The sequence below is a fragment of the Aliterella atlantica CENA595 genome, from assembly GCF_000952155.1.
Classification (GTDB): Bacteria; Cyanobacteriota; Cyanobacteriia; order Cyanobacteriales; family Chroococcidiopsidaceae; genus Aliterella; species Aliterella atlantica.
Window position 1 is genome coordinate 61,431 of record NZ_JYON01000020.1, and the last position, 20,373, is coordinate 81,803.

The window sequence follows — 20,373 nt, forward strand, 5'->3', positions numbered from 1 at the left end:
CAAGATATGGATTTGAAAGGCATTGCTGTAATCGGGATGGCTGGTCGCTTTCCTGGCGCTAAGAATGTCGATCGGTTTTGGCATAATCTGTGCAATGGTGTGGAATCTATTTCATTTTTCAGTAACGACGAGTTGATCGATGCTGGCGTAGATCCTGCTGTGTTAGAAAATCCCTATTATGTTAAAGCTAGGGCTGTAGTAGATGATATTGAGATGCTGGACGCTGCCTTTTTTGGCTTTACGCCCAAAGAAGCAGCCATTACAGATCCACAACACCGTCTTTTTTTAGAATGTGCTTGGGAAGCCTTAGAAAATGCTGGTTACGACCCCAAAAACGACAAAGAATTAACTGGTATTTATGCTGGAAGTAGCATCAGTAGCTATTTAATTCATAACCTGCTTTCACATCCTGACTTGAGGACATTGGATTCATTATCAATGGCAATTGGTAATGAAAAAGACTATCTACCTACGCGGGTATCTTACAAGTTAAATTTGCAAGGTCCTAGTGTTAGCGTTAATACGGCTTGTTCTACATCATTAGTTGCAGTTCACTTAGCTTGCCGAGGATTGTTAAGTTACCAGTGCGATAAAGCACTAGCTGGTGGAGTAACTATCGAAATTCCCCATCAAACAGGTTATTTTTATCAAGAAGGTGGGATTACTTCTCCTGATGGTCACTGTCGTGCTTTTGATGCCAAAGCAAAAGGCTGTCCTTCGGGAAATGGAGTAGGCATAGTTGTCCTGAAAAGATTAGAGGATGCTGTGGCTGATGGCGATCGCATTTATGCGGTTATTAAAGGTTCAGCTATCAATAATGACGGTGCTGATAAAGTGAGTTTCACTGCTCCTAGTGTGAATGGTCAAGCAGAAGTAATTGCCGAAGCTCAAGCCATTGCTGGATTTGAGGCGGAAACATTTACTTACATCGAGGCTCACGGAACAGGTACAGCATTAGGCGATCCGATAGAATTTAGGGCGTTGAACAAGGCTTTTAGCACCAGCAAAAATAAACGGAATTTCTGCGCCATCGGTTCAGTTAAGACTAATGTTAGTCATCTGAATGTAGCATCTGGTGTCACAGGCTTAATTAAAACTGTTCTTGCCCTCCAGCATAAACAAATACCACCTAGCTTGCATTTTGAAGCACCTAATCCAGAAATGGACTTTGCCAATAGCCCTTTTTACGTAAATACTCAACATTGTGAATGGGAAACAAATGGCACGCCCCGTCGCGCTGGAGTGAGTTCTTTTGGTCTTGGTGGGACTAATGCTCATGTTGTTTTAGAAGAAGCCCCCTTGTTGGTGCAGGGGGAGCAGGGAAGGAAGTCTCAATTACTGGTAATTTCTGCTAAAACTGAATCTGCTTTGGAGACTGCAACAGCAAATTTAGTCAACCATCTGCAACAGCATCTTGAACTTAACCTTGCAGATGTAGCTTATACATTACAAGTTGGTCGTCATGGGTTTAATCATCGACGCGCGGTTGTTTGTCAAGATATTCCTGATGCCATTATTGCTCTCCAGAGTCCTCAGATTTTGACTAACACGCAAAATACAAATCAAAGCCCCATAGCTTTTATGTTTACTGGGTTAGGAACTCAGTACATTAATATGGCTGGGGAACTTTATCAAGTACCGACTTTTCGCGAACATCTCGACCTTTGTTTTGCCCTGTTTCAACCTCTTTTGGGTGTTGACCTCAAACAAGTTATTTATCCTCCTAATCAGCCAGCAGAAACTCAGGAAAAGCCAGCTATCAACTTACGCCAAATGCTGGGGCGCGATTCTCAAACACCCGACGATCGCGTTACCGAGAAACTCAACCAAACTTATCTGACTCAGCCAGCCTTATTTGCTGTTGAGTATGCTTTAGCTCAATTATGGCTGTCGTGGGGCGTTCGTCCTGTAGCGATGATAGGTTACAGTATTGGCGAATATGTAGCAGCAACCTTAGCAGGAGTATTATCTCTAGAAGATGCGATCGCTTTGGTAGCAGCTAGAGCGCAAATGATTCAAAAGTTGCCAGGGGGAGCAATGCTAGCAGTTCCCTTAACAGAGCAACAAGTACAACCTTATTTGCATGAAAATCTTTCCTTGTCAGCAGTTAATGGCGCATTTCAATGCGTGCTGGCGGGAACTACCCAAGCTGTAGAGGAATTGTCACGAGATTTAAGCGAGCGGGGTTTAGCCTGTCGCCAATTGCAGACATCCCATGCTTTTCATTCTTTCATGATGGAAGCGATCGCTGACTCTTTTACTCAATTGGTACAAACTATCAATCTCCAACCACCGCAAATTCCTTATCTCTCCAACGTTACGGGAACTTGGATTACAGCCGAGCAAGCTACAAACCCCAGCTATTGGACGCAGCATATGTGTCAGCCAGTACGCTTTGCTGATGGATTAGAGCAGTTGTGGAAACAGCACAGTCCTATTTTATTGGAGGTAGGTGCAGGACAAGCGTTAAGCAGCTTGGCAAGGCAATGTTTGGATCGTATTGCTGGAGATGACTTAGTTGTTTTATCTTCTCTTCGCTATGCCTACGAGCAACAGTCAGATATTGCTTTTATATTGAATACATTAGGGCAGCTATGGCTAGAGGGAGTCAAGATTGACTGGTCGGGATTTCATAACCACGAGCGTCGATATCGTCTTGCTTTACCTACCTATCCCTTTGAGCGACAAAGATATTGGATTGAGGCACAAAAATTATCAGCAGAAATCACTACTCAACCTAAGTCTACATCAGGACTTTGGCAATCTTTGGTAGAAGTAGGTCAACGCCAAGCTAATATCGGCGCTGCAAACTTTGACGAGCAAATTTTTCAAGAGAAAAGAGCATGGTGCGATCGCCTGTGTATTGCTTATATTCATCTTGCGGTGTCACAACTAGGAGCTTTTAGCCATCCCGATTGCAAATATTCCTTAGAGGAGTTGTTAGCGGAATGTCGAATCATTCCTCCCTACAAAGAGTTATTAAGTCGGTGGCTAGAAATATTAGTAGAGCAAGGTAAATTAAGTCACGAACAAGGATTATTTGCCAATTTATTACCAATTTCTGGTGACTTTGTTAACCAACTGTTGGTCGAAGTTCAAGCCAGATGGCGAGATACACCACAACAAATAGAGTTACTGCAACTCTATGGTGAAAATATGGTAGCGTTGCTAACTGGAGAAAAAGAACCATTAGAGTTTCATGTTTCTACCTTATTAAAAGCAGGTGAATTTTCAGTTCAACAATTACCTGAAGATTTGTACTACAACTCCATCATGCGGGTATGCTTAGAAAAAGTGTTAAAAGTATTACCATCTGATGTTAATTTAAGAATTCTGGAAATTGGCGCGGGAACTGGTACAGGTACAGCAGAATTATTACCCATTTTGCCACTACAGAGAACAAAATATACTTTTACAGATGTAAGTAGTTTCTTCCTCAACACAGCCAAGAAGAAGTTTAGCGATTATCCATTTGTTGAATATGAGTTGTTAGATATTGAGCGATCGCCGCAAGAACAGGGATATGCAAGTTACAGCTTTGATATCATCGTAGCTTTTCAAGTGCTGCACGTTCCTAAAAATATTGGAGAAACTCTCGAAAGGCTGCGTTCTTTACTTGCGCCTGGAGGTTTACTACTAATTTGGGAAACAACTCAACCCAGGATGGAGTTTGAGTTTATTGACGCTTTGCTGATGAATCCGATCGAAGATTTACAAGGCGATCGCAATATGTGCAATCCCTTTTTATCTAAAGAAAAATGGGAGCAAGAACTCACATCTCATGGTTTTGAGCAGGTGACAGCGTTCTCAGAATTTGCCCCTTTTACAGACCATATAATTTTAGCTCAGGCAACTGCTTCAGCAGCGTTTACTCAAAAAAATACTGCTCCTAAAGCTAATTTAGCTACTAATCATTCCCGACCAAAATTAAAAAATGCTTATGCTCCTCCTACTAACGATTTAGAGCAAAAACTGGTTGAAGTTTATCAAGAGTTTCTAGGTATCGAACAAATAGGTATTCATGACAGCTTCTTTGCATTAGGCGGAGATTCACTGACAGGAACAGTATTAATTTCTCAACTTAGGACAATTTTTCAAATTGACTTACCAGTACGTTTTCTGTTTGAAGCTCCTACTATCGCCGAATTTGCTTTAGTAATTGAAGAAATTCTGATAGCAGAGTTAGAAGAAATATCTGATTTAGAGTCAACTAATATTTCTGATATGCAACTATCAAGCTAGCAATTTAACGTTAATTTATTCGGAATGTCAATTATGAAAATTCAAACTGTTGGTGTTATTGGTGCAGGTGTTATGGGGATAGGAGTTGCCCAAAATCTTGCTCAGACAGACCATAATGTAATTTTGGTGGATATTAAAGAAGAAATTCTCGATAAAGCCAAGCAGGAAATTAAGAACAATATTCGCTTTCAGTCTTTGATATATAAAAAAGATAAGCCAACCAACCTAGAAGAAACTCTCAATAAAATAGAATTTTCTCAAAACTATAAACTTTTAGAAAATGCTGATTTCGTTATAGAAAATGTCACCGAAAGGTGGGATAATAAAAAACAAGTATATTCGTTAATTGATGCTATCTGTTCGGCAGATTGTGTATTTGCCGCTAATACTTCAGCAATTCCTATTACCCGCATTGCTTCGGCTACTAAACGTGCCGATAAAGTAGTGGGAATCCACTTTATGAATCCTGTACCCATAAAACCAATGGTAGAGATGATTCGCGGCTACCATACTTCAGAAACAACAATTGAAATAGCAAAAAATATGCTGTCTCAGATGGGTAAAGAATGCGTACTTGTTAATGATTCACCTGGTTTTGTTTCTAACCGAGTGTTGATGTTAACTATTAATGAAGCTGTTTTCTTATTGCAAGATCGAGTTGCAACAGCAGAAGATATAGATAAAATCTTTAAAGGCTGTTTTGGTCACAAAATGGGACCTTTAGAAACAGCAGATTTGATAGGTTTAGACACAATTTTGTATTCTATCGAAGTTTTGTACGAAAACTTTAACGATACTAAGTATAGACCATGCCCTCTACTCAAAAAAATGGTAGATGCGGGATTACATGGTAGGAAAAACGGTAAAGGTTTTTATGTCTATCAATAAAATCGTAATGAACAATATTCAATCTCAAGTTAAAGTATTTCTTTCCAAATTTTTTGGCGATCGCAACTTGCAACCTGACGAAGATATTTTTTCTCTAGGCTTCGTCAATTCCCTGTTTGCTATGCAACTTGTTTTATTTATAGAGCAAGAATTTCAAATCGCTATTGAAAACGAAGACTTGGAATTTGATAATTTTCGTACCATCAATTCCATCACCAATTTAATTGAGCGTAAAACTGCTTTGTCTGTGCAGTAATCTATAGCACAAATAGCAATATGATGGAACTAACTTCGCAACAGAAAAATTACCAAGCTGAAATTAGAGCTTTTGTAGATGGGGAAATATCCCCTCATGCGGGTATTTGGGATAAGGAAGAATATACTCCCCTTAGTCTAATTCAAAAAATTGCTCAACGTGGTTTCTTGGGTGCTGGATTACCGCAAGAATATGGCGGTAAAGGAATGGACGCGATTAGTTACGGTATTCTCAACGAAGAAATTAGTCGAGGATGTTCTTCGCTGCGGAGTTTGCTAACAGTTCATAACATGGTTTCCCAAGCTTTGCGTAAATGGGGAAATAAACCGCAAAAAGAATACTGGCTTCCCCTACTAGCATCAGGGGAAATTATAGCTGCTTTTGCATTGAGCGAACCGAATGTAGGTAGCGATGCAAAAAGTGTAGAAACAACAGCAAATTTTACGGGTAATACTTATATTTTAAATGGACAAAAAAAATGGATTACCTATGGACAAATAGCAGACGTATTTTTAGTTTTTACTAAATGCGAAGGTAAACCAACTGCTTTTCTATTAAAGAAGAATAATCCAGGACTTTTGGTAAAACCAATGTCTGGTCTTTTAGGAACTAGAGCTTCGATGGTAGCAGAATTACAGTTTGATAATTGCGAAGTTTCTGCGGAAAATTTAGTTGGTAAATTAGGTTTTGGATTTTCTTATATTGCTGCTTCTGCACTCGATTATGGTAGATATAGTGTCGCTTGTGGCTGTGTAGGTATTGCTCAAGCTTGTTTGGAAGCTTGCATTAAGTACACTAGCGATCGCAAACAATTTGATGTGTACCTCAAAGAACATCAATTAATCCGCCAAAAAATTACTCAGATGATAGTTAATATCAAAGCAGCACGACTGTTATGCTATCAAGCTGGTTATCTCAAAGATATTAACCATCCAAACTCGATTATCGAAACTTCTATTGCCAAATATTTTGCATCTACAACAGCGAATAAAATAGCCAACGATGCTGTCCAAATTCACGGCGGAAATGGTTGTAGTAGTGAGTATCCTGTAGAACGCTACTTACGAGATTCCAAAATTATGGAAATTATTGAAGGTAGCACTCAAATTCAAGAAGTTACGATTGCTGAATCAGGATATCAAGACTATTTTGTATCCAATGTTTCTACTAATTGGCAAAGTAAATCAATAGAGAAAGTTTAGTATATAGCAATTATTTATTATCAAGCATTAAATTAACTGTATTGAGATTGATTATGGTTAACACTCAAGAAAAACACATCAATAGCCAAAAAGAAGATAAAAAAGTTATTAAATGCCTCGTTTGGGATTTAGATAATACTTTGTGGCAGGGAATTTTATTAGAAGATGAGCAAGTTACTCTGCGAGATGAGATACAAAATATTATTCATACTTTAGATAATCGTGGCATCTTACAATCTATTGCTAGTAAAAACGATTGCGTAATAGCAATAGCTAAATTAGCAGAATATGGATTAAAAGATTACTTTTTATATCCACAGATAAACTGGAATTCTAAAGCATCTTCTTTACAAGAGATTGCTAAATTATTAAATATTGGTTTAGATGCGATCGCATTTGTAGACGACCAGTTATTTGAACTTGAAGAAGTCAAGTTTTCTCTACCAGAAATTCTTTGCATAAATGCTGATGAAATCGGAAATATTCTAGATATGTCTGTCATGAATCCCCGTTTTTTGACAGAAGATTCTCAGCAGAGAAGGTTAATGTATCTTAGCGACGTTGAGCGGCAAACTGCTGAAAAAGATTTTGTCGGTACAGCAGAAGAATTCTTGGCTACTCTAGACATGAATTTCACTATATCATTGACTCAAGAAGAAGATTTGCAACGTGCAGAAGAATTAACTTTACGCACTAACCAATTAAATACAACTGGTTATACATATTCTTATGATGAACTCAATAACTTTCGCACTTCCGACAACCATAAATTGCTAGTTGCTAGTTTAGAAGATAAGTATGGAAGTTACGGAAAAATCGGTTTAGTGCTAATTGAATGCCAAACGGATGTTTGGAAAATAAAGCTTTTATTGATGTCTTGTCGTGTCATGTCTAGAGGCGTAGGAACAGTCATATTGAATTATGTAATGAGTTTAGCTAAAAGCAATAATGTCCGTCTTTTAGCAGAATTTGTACCCAACGATCGCAATCGCATGATGTATATATCTTATAAATTTGCAGGATTTAAAGAAATTGCCTCTGGTAATGGCTTAGCAATTCTGGAAAATGATTTAACTCGAATTCAGGCTGTTCCTGCATACATCAAGTTTCAGGCTAGTTAATTTTTGATAGTAGGAAGCAAAAATATCAAGATATTATTATGAGCAGTAAAAGAAATGAAATTTCTACTAGACGTTCTCAACTATCACCTGCAAAACAAGCACTTTTAGAAAAACGCTTGCGCGGTGAATTTAAATCTGACAAACAGCAAAAACTTATTACCCGTCGTTCCGAGTATAATCCTGTTCCTTTATCTTTTGCTCAACAACGGTTATGGTTTCTGGCGCAGTTAGAGCCAAATAACCCATTTTATAATATGCCTGCTGTAGTTCGCCTACAAGGAAAATTGAATGTTAAGGCTTTGCAAGATAGTTTGCAAGAAATTATCAACCGTCATGAAGTTTTACGATGTAACTTTAAAACTATAGAAGGTACTGTAGCGTTTGTTAGTCCATCAAAGACATTATTATTGCCATTATTTGATATTAGCCAAGTACCTGTAAGCCAACAAAAAATAGAAGTAGATAAACTAGCATCACAAGAAGCGCAACAGCCCTTTGACCTCAACAACGATCTATTATTAAGAGCCAAGTTATTACGGCTAAATGCCGATGAGCATATATTATTATTTACAATGCACCATATTGTTTCTGATGGTTGGTCAATAGGTGTATTAATACATGAATTAGCAACACTGTATGAAGCTTTTTGTGCAGGCAAAAACTCACCCTTACCTGAACTACCAATTCAGTATGGCGACTTCGCTATTTGGCAGCAAGAGTATTTGCAGAAAGAGGAACTCACTGCCAAAAAAAAATACTGGAAACGACAATTAGGAGGCTCTTTACCAGTATTACAACTACCAACAGATTATCCTCGCCCTGCGGTTCAATCTTATAAAGGGAAAACTTATTCTTTTACCATTCCTAAATCTTTAACCACTGCATTAAAAACCCTCAGTCAGCAATCAGGTGCTACTTTATTTATGACCTTGCTGACTACTTTTAAAACCCTGCTTTATCGTTACAGTCAAGAAAATGACATCATTATTGGGACTGCGATCGCTAATCGCAATCTTCCTCAAATTGAAAAGTTAATTGGATTTTTTGTCAATACTTTAGTGCTGCGAACTGATGTTAGTGGCAATCCTAGTTTTCTAGAGTTATTGACACGAGTTAAAGAGACGACATTAGACGCTTATACTCACCAAGATTTACCTTTTGAGCAGTTAGTAGAAGAAATCCAGCCAGAACGCAACCTCAGCCATAACCCGCTTTTTCAAATTTGGTTTTCTCTTAATAACAACTTTATGCCAAGTTTGGAAATGGGGGAACTAAATTTGAGCATATCAGAAGTAGAAAGTAACACGACTCAGTTTGATTTAAGCCTAGATATAGTAGAACGAGAAGAAGAACTGATAAGTACGTTTGAATATAGCAGCGATTTATTTAATGCAGATACTATTAGCCGCATAGCAGAACACTTGCAAACCTTGCTAGTAGCAATTGTTGCCAATCCAAACCAGCAAATTGCCTCTTTACTCCTTGCAAAAGCCGCAGAAAAGGATTTGCTCCTTAAGGGTAACAATCACAAAATTGATTATCCCCTAGATAAGTGTATTCATCAGTTATTTGAAAGCTGCGTCAACAAAACACCAAATGCGGTAGCAGTAGTATTTCAACAACAGCAACTAACATATCAGCAATTAAATAATAAAGCCAATCAACTAGCACATTACTTACATTCTTTAGGAGTAAATAAAAACGTATTAGTTGGTATTTGTATCGATCGCTCTATTGAGATGATTGTCGCATTGTTAGGCGTTCTCAAAGCTGGTGGAGCTTATGTACCTTTAGATCCCACTTATCCACAAGAACGCCTGGGTTTCATGTTGAGCGATGCCCAAGTTTCAGTGTTGCTGACTCAACAAAAACTAATGTCAAGCTTACCAATTGACAATGTATCTGTCGTTTGTTTAGATAGCGACTGGGAAATTATATCGCAACAAAGCCAGCTTAATCCAGTTACTAATAGTAGTCCTGATAGTTTAGCTTATGTCATTTATACATCTGGTTCTACAGGCAAATCTAAAGGAGTAGCGATCGCTCATCGCAGTTTGGTAAATAAATTTTACGCTTGGAAAAAAGCCCATCAGCTTGATACTTTGTCGAGTCATTTGCAAATGGCAAGTTTTGCATTTGATGTCTTTTCTGGAGATTTAATTCGCGCTCTTTGTAGTGGGGCTAAATTAGTCTTGTGTCCGCGTGAATGGTTATTGGAAGCAGAAAAATTATATCAACTCATGCTTGCTGAAAAAGTTGATAGTGCCGATTTCGTTCCCGTTGTGTTGAAGAACTTAGTTCAATATCTAGAAAAAACTCAGCAAAATCTTCACTTCATGCGCTTGTTAGTAGTTGGTTCAGATACCTTATATATCAAAGAATATCGACAATTTCAGCGTTTTTGCGGCGAACAAACGCGATTGATTAATTCATACGGCGTAACAGAAGCGACTATTGATAGTACGTATTTTGAATTTACAGAAGTTGACTTATCGGAGCATGAGCTAGTCCCAATAGGTCGTCCGTTTGCGAACACAGAAATTTATATATTAGACTCTTATCTCCAACCAGTTCCTATTGGTATTCCAGGAGAACTTTATATCGGTGGTGAGGGATTAGCCCAAGGTTATCTCAATCGACCAGATTTAACAAAAGAGAAATTTATCCTTTGGAATGGGGAAAAAATATTATATAAAACTGGCGACAAAGCTAAATATTTAGCAGATGGAAATATTGCCTTTTTAGGAAGACTTGATTATCAAATCAAGCTGCGCGGCTTCCGCATTGAACTCGGAGAAATTGAAGCAGCAATCAAACAGCACCAAGATGTGAGTGCAGCTGTAGTTATTGCTAGAGAAGATGTTCCTGGCGATCGCCGCTTGGTTGCATATTTTGTTCAAAATCCCCAGCAGAGTCAATTAGCCCTAGAGTTACGTGAATTTCTAGAGCAAAAGCTTCCTGAATACATGATACCTGCTGCTTTTGTCGCCCTAGAAGCATTGCCAATAACGCCTAATGGCAAATTAGATCGGCGGGCTTTACCAGCACCCGCAGGAACGCAGTTCTCGTCCCAATCAGATTTTGTAGCTCCTTCAACAGCAATTGAAGAAATGCTAGTAAATATCTGGATAGAGATATTAGGCATCGAAAATATAGGCATTCATCATAACTTCTTTAATGTCGGCGGACACTCCTTACTAGCAACTCGTCTAGTTTCCCAAATACGACAAGCCTTTCAAATAGAACTGCCTTTACGTCGCATCTTTGAAAAACCAACAATAGCCGATTTAGCTAAAGATATTGAAAAGGCTACCAAAGCTAACTTAAACAGTGACACAAGCAAGATTGAACGAATTGAGCGATCGTCGGAGACGGGGCTTTGCCCATCGCCACATTTATCCTTATCGTTTGCTCAACAGCGGTGCTGGTTTTTAGCTCAGTTAGAAATGCACAGTTCTTCCTACAATATGCCTGGTGCTGTGCGTTTGCAGGGACAACTAAATATCGAAGCATTACAACAAAGTTTCGATGAGATTTTGCGCCGTCACGAAGCTTTACGAACTAATTTCCACTCAGTAGCGGGACAACCTGTGGCGGTCATCTTACCACCAGCAGCAGTACAATTGCCGATATTAGATATTAGTAATTTGCCTGCAAATCAGCAGGAATTGCAAGTTCAAAAACAAGCAAAAGAAGAAGCAGAAAAGCCCTTTGATTTAACTGATGGTTTTTTACTGCGCGTCAAATTACTGCACCTGAGCGAACGAGAATATGTATTACTTTTAACAATGCACCACATCGCTTCTGATGCTTGGTCAACAGATATTTTGGTGCGTGAATTTGCAACTTTGTATCGAGCTTTTTGCGAACAACAACCCTCACCACTAGCTGAATTACCGATTCAATATGTAGATTTTGCAGCATGGCAAAGGCAATGGTTGCAAGGAGAAAGGCTAGAATCGCAGATATCTTATTGGCGAAAGCAGTTAGAGGGTGTACCAAAATTACTAGAGTTACCCACAGATTTCCCCCGTCCTCCCGTTCAAAGCTTTAGCGGTGCTACCTACACTTTTGAGTTACCCCAACACCTATCTATAGGCTTAAATCAGTTGAGCCAGCAACAGGGAACCACCTTGTTTATGACATTGCTGGCAGCTTTCCAAACTTTACTATACCGTTACACTGGCAGCGAAGATTTAGCCGTTGGTTCGCCCATTGGTAGCCGCGATCGCACCGAAATAGAAGGGTTAATCGGCTTTTTTGTCAATACCCTCGTACTGCGGACTAACTTAGCCGGAAATCCCAGTTTTGCGGAACTGCTAACACGGGTAAGGGAAGTTGCTTTAGGTGCTTACGCGCATCAAGATTTACCTTTTGAGTTGTTGGTAGAGGAACTGCAACCAGAGCGCAACTTGAGCCATACACCACTATTTCAAACCATGTTTGTGCTGCAAAATGCACCGATGTCAGATTTAGAGTTGCCTGGTTTGACTCTCAGCTATTTGCCTATTGATAGCGGTACTGCCAAATTTGATTTAACCCTAGACATGATGGAAACAGAGTCAGGGTTAGTAGCAAGTTTAGAATACAATACTGATTTATTCCAGCCCAGTACAATCGAGCGGATGGCAGGTCACTTGCGATCGCTACTAGAAGCAATTGTCGCAAATCCTCAACAGCGTTTATCTCAGTTACCGCTATTAACCGCATCAGAGCAGCAATTATACCAAGATTGGAATACCACAGCAGTTGCATATCCTACCCATCAATGTCTCCACGAACTATTTCAGCAGCAGGTAGAACGCACACCCAACGCTATAGCAGTTGTCTATGAAGATCGGCAATTAACCTACAAACAACTCAACGCCAAAGCCAATCAACTAGCTCATTATTTGCGATCGCTAGGAGTCAAGCCAGAAGTTAAGGTAGGCATTTGCACAGAGCGTTCCCTAGAAATGGTCATTGGTTTATTAGCCATCCTTAAAGCTGGCGGTGCTTATGTCCCCCTTGACCCCACCTATCCCCGCGATCGCTTGGCTTTCATCTTAGCAGATGCACAAGTTTCAGTATTGCTCGCCCAGCAGCACCTACTAGAGAATTTACCATCATCAACTGGAATTGATATTGTATGTGTAGATACTCACGACCAAAGCATAGTTGACCAAAGCTCGCAAAATCCCCTTAACGAATCAACAACCGATAATCTTGCATATATCATCTATACATCCGGCTCCACAGGTCAACCGAAGGGTGTATTGGTCAATCACAGTAATGTTGTGCGCTTGTTTGCTGCTACAGATCGCTGGTATAACTTCAATCCACAGGATGTTTGGACGTTATTCCATTCCATCGCCTTTGATTTTTCTGTGTGGGAAATCTGGGGAGCTTTGCTTTATGGTGGGCGGTTAGTAGTAGTACCCTATTGGGTGAGTCGTTCGCCAGAAGACTTTTATCAATTACTAATAACGCAACAAGTCACGGTACTCAATCAGACACCTTCTGCTTTCCGTCAACTGATGCAGATAGAAGAATCTTTGGAAAATAAACATAGTATTCACAACCTCAGCCTGCGAACGGTGATTTTTGGTGGTGAAGCGTTGCAGATTGAGAGTTTAAGACCCTGGTTTGAGCGTCATGGAGAGCGATCGCCCCAGTTAGTGAATATGTACGGGATTACAGAAACAACAGTCCATGTTACATATCGTCCCCTGACAATGGCAGACTTGCAGTTGACATCGCCAAGTGTAATTGGTCGTCCAATTCCTGACTTGCAAGTTTACTTACTAGATAGTTATCAACAGCTAGTACCTATTGGCGTACCAGGAGAAATGTATATTGGTGGTGCTGGTGTGGTGAGGGGTTATTTAAACCGACCGGAACTAACACAGCAAAGGTTTATTCCCGATTTATTTAGTGGAAAACCCAGCGCCCGCCTGTATAGATCGGGGGATTTAGCCCGCTATTTACCCAATGGAGATATCGAATATTTAGGTCGGATTGACCATCAAGTGAAAATTCGCGGTTTCCGCATTGAACTGGGTGAAATTGAGGCAGCAATTAGCCAACATCCACAAGTGCGAGAAACTGTAGTTATAGTCAGCGAAGATTCGGCAAATTCTCCCCGCATAGTTGCTTATGTGGTTCCTCAAGTCGAGCAAGCCCTAACAATTGCTCAACTGCACCAGTTTGTAGCATCCAAGTTGCCCAAATACATGATTCCCGCAACTTTTGTGCAACTAGAAACACTACCACTGACACCCAACGGCAAAGTTGACCGCAAAGCTTTACCTGCTCCCGAATCTACATTACCTTCCTCTGAGATTGTTTCTGCGTCCACACCAATAGAGAAATTATTAGCGGGTATTTGGGCAGAAGTTCTCGATATTGACAATGTAGGTATTTATAACAACTTCTTTGAATTAGGTGGACATTCACTAATTGCAACTCGCGTTATTTCCCAAATTCGCCAAGTATTTGCAGTAGAACTGCCTTTACGTTGTTTATTTGAAAAACCAACAATTGCTGAGTTAGCTAAAGATATTGTCGCAGCCATGAAGCTAGACTCAGGAGTTGAACAAACAAAGATTGAGCCAGTTTCACGCTTGCAACATTTGCCCTTATCTTTCGCCCAACAAAGATTGTGGTTTCTCGCTCAATTAGAGCCAAACAGCGCATCTTACAATATTCCTGTTGCGGTTCGCTTGCAGGGACAACTAAATATAGAGGCTTTACAACAAAGTTTCAACGAAATTATTAATCGGCATGAAGCTTTGCGGACTAATTTTCACACCATAGAAGGGCAAGCTATAGCTGTTATTAATCAAGTAGACCCCTTAGTATTACCAATATTAGATATTAGCAACCTAAGCGCAAATCAACTCGAAACCGAAGTCAACCAACAAGCTTTACAAGCAGCCCAAAAACCATTTGACCTTAAGGAAGACTTGCTACTGAGGGTGAAACTATTACGACTGGGCAAACAAGAACACATTATACTTTTGACAATGCACCACATCGTCTCTGATGGTTGGTCAACAGGTGTATTAGTACAAGAGTTAGCAAGCCTTTATCAAATTTTCTGTAATGGACAAGCTTTAGCATTACCCCCACTACCAATACAGTATGTTGACTTTGCAGCTTGGCAACGCCAATGGTTGCAAGGAGAAGTGCTAGAAACTCAAATGTCTTACTGGCAAAAACAGCTAAAAGACGCGCCCAAAGTATTGGAGTTACCCACTGACTACCCCCGACCAGCGATGCAAACTTTTCGGGGTGCAACATACTCATTTAGCCTGTCTATTCAACTCTCACTTGCTCTAAATAAACTCAGCCAGCAACAGGGAACCACCTTGTTTATGACATTGCTGGCAGCTTTCCAGACTTTACTATACCGTTACACTGGTAGCGAAGATTTAGCCGTTGGTTCGCCGATCGCTAATCGCAACAGAGCAGAAATCGAAGGCTTAATAGGCGTTTTTGTCAATACCCTTGTACTGCGAACTAACTTAGCTGGAGATCCCAGTTTTGCTGAACTACTAACACGGGTACGAGAAGTTGCTTTAGGTGCTTATGCCCATCAGGATTTACCGTTTGAGTTGTTGGTAGAGGAACTGCAACCAGAGCGAGATTTGAGCCATACGCCGCTATTTCAAATCATGTTTGTGCTGCAAAATGCCCCGATGTCAGCTTTAGAGTTGCCGAATTTGACTTTAAGTTTATTGGCAAGCGATGGTGCTACTGCTCAATTTGATTTAAGCCTAGACATGACGGAAACAGAGTCAGGGTTAATAGGAAGTTTAGAATACAATACTGATTTATTCCAATCAAGCACAATCGAGCGGATGGCTGGGCATTTACAAACACTGCTAGAAGCAATTGTGGCAAATCCACAGCAACGTTTATCTCAGCTACCACTATTAACCGCATCAGAACAGCATCAATTATTACGTCAGTGGAATAACACAGAAGTTGTATATCCTGACAATCAATGTATTGACGAACTATTCGAGCAGCAAGTAGAACGCACACCCAACGCAGTAGCGCTCGTCTATGCAGATCGGCAATTAACTTATAAAGAACTCAACGCCAAAGCTAATCAACTTGCTGATTATTTGCGATCGCAAGGAGTCAGCAAAAATGTGCTAGTTGGGATTATTTGCGATCGCTCTATTGAGATGATTGTCGGATTGTGGGGAGTTATCAAAGCTGGTGGAGCTTATGTACCCTTAGATCCTGCTTATCCTCAAGAGCGAATCGCCGATATTTTTGCAGATACCAAACTAGGCTTTGTGCTAACGCAAGAGCGATTTCTCGATAAACTGCCTGGTTACGCTGGAAAAACAATTTGTTTAGATACAAATTGGGCAGTAATAGCCACCCACAGCACAGCTAACCCAACTAGCAACGTTCATCAAGACGATCTAGCTTACATTATTTATACCTCCGGTTCTACGGGTAAACCCAAGGGAGTTGCGATCGCACATCGCTCAGTGATGAATTTTGTCATTACTGCCATTGGTGAATATGGAATTAATGCCAGCGATAGGGTGCTGCAATTTGCCTCAATCTGCTTTGATACATCTATTGAAGAGATCTTTCCTTGTCTGTGCGTCGGTGCAACCCTAGTCTTACGCACTGAAGAAATGCTGTCCAGCGCAGATTTTTGGCTGTGCTGTCAAAAATGGCAGTTAACTGTTTTGGATTTACCTACCGCCTATTGGCATCAGTTAGTTGCAGAACTTAACCCCCAAGATTCGCGTATTCCTGAATGTTTGAGAACTGTAATTATTGGTGGTGAAGAAGTTCAACTAGAAAAAGTGCAGCATTGGCACAGTAGCGTCGCTCATCTTGCTCCAGCACTGCAATTATTTAACAGTTACGGACCGACAGAAGCAACAGTTGTCACCACCTTAGAATGCTTAACCCCAGCAGCTACCTCTGCGAGCATTGGACGACCTATCAGCAATGCTCAGGTGTATGTTTTAGATACATATCTGCAACCTTTACCTATAGGAGTTCCAGGAGAACTGCATATCGGTGGAGCAGGATTAGCTAGAGGATATTGGCAACGTCCTGAACTGACGGCAGAGAAATTTATTGATAATCCAATTGCCGAGGTAAGTTGTACTCGCCTTTACAAAACTGGAGATTTAGTCAAATTCCGCACCGATGGCAATCTGGAATACTTGGGTAGAATTGACAATCAGGTGAAAATTCGTGGCTTCCGCATCGAGTTGAGCGAAATTGAGGCAGTATTGCGACAACACCCACAAGTATCCCAAGCTGTAGCGATCGCCCATGAAGACACCCCCAGTCAAAAGCGACTTGTAGCTTATTTTGTACCTCAAGCAGCACCACCAACAATTGATGAATTACGCGATTTTCTCAAGCAAAAACTACCGAACTACATGATTCCAGCGGTGTTCATGGTGCTGGAAAGTATCCCCATGACTTCCAATTGCAAGGTAGACTACCGCGCTTTACCAATACCTGAATTTTCTCGAAGTAGTGAAGATAAATTTATTGCTCCTCGCACGCTGATAGAAGAGAAGTTAGTGGCGATTTGGTCAGAAGTCCTAAGCGTAGAAAACGTTGGCATCAACGATAACTTTTTTGAATTGGGTGGAGACTCTATCCTCAGCCTGCAAGTAATATCCAAAGCCGCTCGCGCAGGACTGCACTTCACACCCAAACAAGTATTCCAGTATCAAACTATCGCTCAACTAGCAATTACTAATACCAACACACCAATATTAGCCGAACAAGGTTTAGTTACTGGCTCATTCCCCTTAACACCCATCCAACGCTGGTTCTTCGAGGAAAATTTTGCCAACGTGGATCGCTACAATCAATCTGTTTTATTAGAGGTACAACAAACAATCGATCCAGTTCTTCTGGAGCAAGTCATCCATGCTTTGCTACAACACCACGACCTATTGCGATCGCAATTTGTCCCAGAATCATCAGGTTGGCAAGCAACAATTACAGACTTTGAACAATTAGTACCTCTTACAGTCATAGATTTATCTACATTACCTCCAGAAAGCCAAAGTACCGCCGTAACTGCGACTTGCAATGAACTTCAAGCCAGCCTCAACCTATCTTCTGGAAAATTACTCCAAGTAGCTTTATTTAATCTTGGCGCAGATCGGCACAGCCGCCTCTTTATGGTTATTCATCACTTGGTTGTTGATGGAGTCTCTTGGCGAGTATTACTAGAAGATTTGCAGACAGCTTACGCGCAGTTAAGTCGGGGTGAAACAATCAAATTATCGCCAAAAACCACTTCTTTCCAACAGTGGGCTTACCAATTGCAACAATATGCTCAATCACCAGCAGTACAAGCAGAAATGGATTATTGGGTGCAACTACTGCGTCAGTCCTTTCCCTTGTTACCTGTAGATTATCCAGTAGGAGATAACATTAGTTCTACTGCAAGCGTGACAGTTACCTTGAGTGCTGAAGAAACCCGCGCCTTGTTGCAAGATGTACCAGCAGTTTACCGGACTCAAATCAACGATGTGTTGCTCTTAGCGCTTGCACAGGTATTTGCTCAATGGACTGGACAAACCAAGTTTTTATTAGACTTGGAGGGACATGGTAGGGAAGAAATATTCCCAGACATAGACATCTCGCGGACAATTGGTTGGTTTACTACTGTATTTCCGATTGTGTTAAGTGTCGAAGAGACTAGCGACATCGGCGAAACCTTACAGATGGTAAAGGAACAACTTCGCCAAATTCCCAATCGCGGTATAGGTTATGGTTTACTACGTTATTTGAGTAGCGATCGCTCAACGATCGCTCAACTACAACAACTTCCCCAAGCCCAAGTGATTTTCAACTACTTAGGTCAGATAGACCAAGTGTTGTCTGAGTCGTCGTTATTTAAACCAGCAACAGAATCTAGCGGTGCTGACAGCCTCCAAGAAAATCGGCACTATTTGCTAGAAGTTGACGCAATTGTAGTTGCAAGTCAGTTGCAGGTGACTTGGAAATACAGCCAAAATATCCATCGAACTAAGACAATTGAAAACCTAGCTGAAAATTTTGTTCAAGTATTGCGAAATCTAATTGCTCACTGTCACGAAGAGACTGCGCTGCTTAGTTTGGGAGGAAGCCTCCCGAACCCGCGCAGTCAGTCTCTTAAGGCTATAGCCTACACTCCTGCTGATTTTCCCCTGGCAAAACTAGATTGGCAAACATTAAATAGATTAGTCAGCAGCAAACCGCAAATAGAAGATATTTATCCTCTCTCTCCCGTGCAATATGGAATGCTGTTTCACCTGCTTTACGATGCCAAATCATCAGCTTACTTGTACCAAACAAGCTGCACTTTGCAGGGCGATCTCAACGTTTGGGCATTTGAGCAAGCCTGGAATCAGGTGATAGAGCGTCACCCAATTTTGCGTACTGCTTTTGTTTGGGAAATAGATACTCCTGTGCAAATTGTCCTACCGCAAGTCAACTTCTGTTTGCAGCATCAAGATTGGCAAGATATAGCTACCAGCGAACAACAATCTCATCTGGAAGAATTTCTCCAAGCAGATTTAGATCGAGGCTTTGACTTAGATGAAGCACCGTTAATGCGCTTGACTTTGATTCAACTAAGTTCAGATACATATCACTTGATTTGGAGTTGTCACCACATATTATTAGATGGATGGTCTGTACCTTTGCTGTTGAAAGAAGTCTTTAGCTTTTATAAAGCATTGTGTAGCGATCGACAGATGCAACTACCAGCGAGTTATCCTTACCGAGATTATATTGCTTGGTTGCAGCAACAAAATTTGCGCTCGGCACAAGCTTACTGGCAACAGACACTTGCGGGTGTTTTTGCACCCACACCCTTACCTCTACAGCAAAGTTCTCAAAAGTTGCCGTCAGCAGAAAATAATTTTTACGAACGGGACATTCAGCTATCCCAAGCAACTACTAATGCCTTAGCATCCTTCACTCGTCAATATAAACTGACACTTAACACTTTAATCCAAGGTGTTTGGGCATTACTACTGAGTTACTATAGCGGCGAGCCAGATATCGTGTTTGGGGCGACTGTTTCTGGTCGTCCACCTAGCCTCCCAGACGCAGAATCAATAATTGGGCTGTTTATTAATACCATTCCAGTCCGAGTAAAACTATCAAAAGCAGACTTACTCTTACCTTGGCTAACACAAATTCAGCACAGTCAAGTGGAAGCCCGTCAGTACGAGTACAGCCCATTAGTCAAAATTCAAGAATGGAGTCAGATACCTAGAGGATTACCTTTATTTAATAGCATTGTGGTATTTCAAAATTATCCTGTTGATGCTGCCTCAGAAAACATTGGTTTGGAGATCGAGAATGTGCGTTCTTGGAGTAGAAACCATTATCCACTGACTTTGAGGATTGCACCTGGGGCGGAATTATCAATGCAAGTTCTGTGGATGAGCGAAACTAATTTCGAGCGTGTTAACGCTGGAGCGATCGCCCGCATTACCCAACATTTACAATTGCTTTTGTCAGAAATTACTAAAAATCCTCATCTTCAGATTCAGGATTTACTAGAAATGGTGGCAGAAGTTGATAAACAACAACAGCAACTTCAAAAATCACAACTACAAGCAACCGAGCGACAAAAATTAAAAATGACTAAACGCAAAGCTATTCGAGATATATAAATTAG

The 20,373-nt window shown here is 40.6% G+C and carries 6 protein-coding genes; all 6 read left to right on the forward strand.

Going from position 1 to position 20,373, the window contains the following annotated elements; genetic code table 11:
• The first annotated feature begins 6 nt into the window (after positions 1-6).
• Genes UH38_RS17175 through UH38_RS27705 form a run of 6 tightly spaced genes read left to right on the forward strand, consistent with a single transcriptional unit; the run spans position 7 to position 20,368 of the window.
• A complete protein-coding gene (locus UH38_RS17175; protein WP_082065421.1) occupies positions 7-4,242 on the forward strand; it encodes a type I polyketide synthase in 4,236 nt (1,411 codons plus the stop codon).
• A 33-nt stretch (positions 4,243-4,275) separates the two neighbouring features.
• The gene (locus UH38_RS17180) at positions 4,276-5,130 is read left to right on the forward strand and encodes a 3-hydroxyacyl-CoA dehydrogenase family protein (RefSeq protein ID WP_045055909.1); all 855 of its coding nucleotides are present in this window, start codon (positions 4,276-4,278) and stop codon (positions 5,128-5,130) included.
• A gap of 7 nt (positions 5,131-5,137) precedes the next feature.
• Positions 5,138-5,386 carry an acyl carrier protein gene (locus tag UH38_RS17185; RefSeq protein ID WP_045055923.1) on the forward strand — a complete coding sequence of 83 codons (249 nt, stop codon included), beginning with the start codon at positions 5,138-5,140 and terminating at the stop codon, positions 5,384-5,386.
• A gap of 20 nt (positions 5,387-5,406) precedes the next feature.
• Positions 5,407-6,588, forward strand: a complete 1,182-nt coding sequence (locus UH38_RS17190; RefSeq protein WP_045055910.1) for an acyl-CoA dehydrogenase family protein — start codon at positions 5,407-5,409, stop codon at positions 6,586-6,588.
• Between the two features lie 53 nt (positions 6,589-6,641).
• Positions 6,642-7,709 carry an HAD-IIIC family phosphatase gene (locus UH38_RS17195; protein ID WP_045055911.1) on the forward strand — a complete coding sequence of 356 codons (1,068 nt, stop codon included), beginning with the start codon at positions 6,642-6,644 and terminating at the stop codon, positions 7,707-7,709.
• Between the two features lie 38 nt (positions 7,710-7,747).
• A complete protein-coding gene (locus tag UH38_RS27705; protein WP_052672433.1) occupies positions 7,748-20,368 on the forward strand; it encodes a non-ribosomal peptide synthetase in 12,621 nt (4,206 codons plus the stop codon).
• Positions 20,369-20,373 lie beyond the last annotated feature (5 nt).

What these genes read in the sequence shown, in the direction of transcription:
- UH38_RS17175 (WP_082065421.1), top strand. Translation starts at nt 7, where the DNA reads ATGGATTTGAAAGGCATTGCTGTAATCGGGATGGCTGGTCGCTTTCCT.
- UH38_RS17180 (WP_045055909.1), top strand. Translation starts at nt 4,276, where the DNA reads ATGAAAATTCAAACTGTTGGTGTTATTGGTGCAGGTGTTATGGGGATA.
- UH38_RS17185 (WP_045055923.1), top strand. Translation starts at nt 5,138, where the DNA reads ATGAACAATATTCAATCTCAAGTTAAAGTATTTCTTTCCAAATTTTTT.
- UH38_RS17190 (WP_045055910.1), top strand. Translation starts at nt 5,407, where the DNA reads ATGATGGAACTAACTTCGCAACAGAAAAATTACCAAGCTGAAATTAGA.
- UH38_RS17195 (WP_045055911.1), top strand. Translation starts at nt 6,642, where the DNA reads ATGGTTAACACTCAAGAAAAACACATCAATAGCCAAAAAGAAGATAAA.
- UH38_RS27705 (WP_052672433.1), top strand. Translation starts at nt 7,748, where the DNA reads ATGAGCAGTAAAAGAAATGAAATTTCTACTAGACGTTCTCAACTATCA.